The sequence below is a fragment of the Rhodococcus sp. P3_B8 genome (genome assembly GCF_056402775.1).
The window spans coordinates 1-1,884 of the sequence record NZ_JBFUGT010000581.1; the positions used below are offsets into that span (position 1 = coordinate 1).

The 1,884-nt window shown below is 67.0% G+C and carries 1 protein-coding gene and 1 pseudogene; one reads left to right on the plus strand and one right to left on the minus strand.

Annotated features, from left to right (window positions below; all coding sequences use genetic code 11):
* A pseudogene (locus tag AC1D1G_RS44760) lies at positions 1-182 on the minus strand (NAD(P)-dependent alcohol dehydrogenase); the annotation flags it as partial.
* A gap of 252 nt (positions 183-434) precedes the next feature.
* On the opposite strand from AC1D1G_RS44760, the gene AC1D1G_RS44765 reads away from it, so the two are divergent.
* Positions 435-1,884, plus strand: a 1,450-nt coding sequence (locus AC1D1G_RS44765) for a condensation domain-containing protein (protein ID WP_477956893.1), incomplete at its 3' end; no start/stop codon positions are given.

Sequence of the window (1,884 nt, forward strand, 5' to 3'; positions counted from 1 at the left end):
CGCAGCCCGAGGATCAACCGGCCCCAGAGCGGCTCGCCGCGGCGCATCTTGCATTCCGCTGTTGTCACCGTTGTCGCGTGGACTTTCACCAGGACTTCGCCGTCCTTGGGTGTCGGCTTCGGGACCTGCGCGAGTTCGAGTACTTCGGGTCCGCCGAACCGAGTGTGGATGATCGCCTTCATCGCGGACCTCCTCGGCGGCGCTCCAGGTCATCGCGCCTCGAACACGCTCACGGCCAAGCATAGTTCTCCGGCATCCTCGTCGTGGGGTTGTGCCGGCGGTGCAGGGTGCCCACACCACACACCTAGGGTGTGTTTTCGCGCAAGGCGATCCGCGGGACCGTAGTGGCGTCGGTATATCCGGCTGCCCCTGCCCACAAGGACCGAGCGTCCCGCCGTCGATCCAGCGGCGCAAGCACCCCGGTTGGTGATTTGATGGAACACGCTGCGCGAGCGAACTACCGAGAGCATCGAACCGATCCGTTCCCGCTGTCCGCGGCGCAGCACGGGCTGTGGTTTGCGCAGCAACTCGCCCCGGACGTCCCGATCTGCATCGCGCAGTACGTCGACATCCACGGGCAGCTGGACGTTGATCTGTTCCGTGAGGTAGCGCTCGTTGCCGGCCACGAATACGAGTCGGTGTTCCTGCGCCTGGTCGACGTCGATGGTGAGCCGCATCAGGTGGTCGATCCGCCTGCCGACGCGGCCATGGGAATCGTCGACTTCCGCAGTGCATCCGACCCGATGGCCGCCGCGGAGGCGTGGATGCAGGAGAACTACACGGCACGAGTCGATTTCGAGCACGACTATCTGTGCGAATCGTCACTGTTGCGGGTCGGTGACGAGCGGCACCTGTGGTACAGCAGGATCCACCACGTCGCCCTCGACGGATACGCGGCGATGACGATGGTCAACCGTGTCGCCGCCCTGTACACCGCGGCGGTCCACGGTCTCGAGCTCGAACCGAACCGTGCAGCCGACCTGCACACCCTGCACCGCCTCGAAGGCGACTACCGGGCGTCCCACCGGTTCTCGTCCGACCGCGACTACTGGGCCGAACGTCTCCACACACGCACGAACGGCGCCTCCCTGACCGACATCGAGGCTCCACCCGCCGCCCACAGCCTGACCGTGCGCGCGGCGCTGTCCACCGATACCGTCGCACGGCTCGAGGACACCGACGGCCGGCCGGGCGCGACGGCAGCAGCCGCGTTGATCGCCGCCTTCGCCTGCTACCTCTCGCGGCGGACGGGACGGCAGGACGTGCTCGTGGACATTCCGCTGTCCGCGCGCACCACCGCTGTACTGCGCCGTTCCGGCGGCATGCTCGCCAACGTTGCGCCATTGCGGGTGCAGGTCCGATCCGACGACACCGTCGGCGACCTCGTGACCCGGGTCCAGCACGAACTGATGGGGGCAATGCGGCACCAGCGCGGCAACGTCGAGGACATTCTGCGTGACCTGGGTGTGTCCGCCGAGGCCCGCAGGATCTCGGGACCGATGATCAACGTGATGCTCTTCGATCAGGATCTCACCTTCGGGTCGCTGACCGGTGACTTCCGGATCCTCACCACCGGTCCTGTCCCAGACCTGTCCGTGAACGTGTACCGGAGTGGCACGCCGACGTCGACGATCGTCGAGTTCGAGGCCAACCCGTACCGCTACCGCGACGACGACCTGCGGTCGCATCACGCCGGCGTCGTCGAACTGATCGACGAACTGCTCGCCGCCGACCCCGGCACACCGCTCGCCGTGATCGGTGTGGCGGAGTTGGAGTGCTTGACTCCGGTGGTGGGTGGGGTGTCGGTGTCGGAGGTGTCGTTGCCGGAGTTGTTGGCGGCGTCGGTGGTTGCGGATCCGGGTGCGGTGGCGGTGGTGTGTGGGG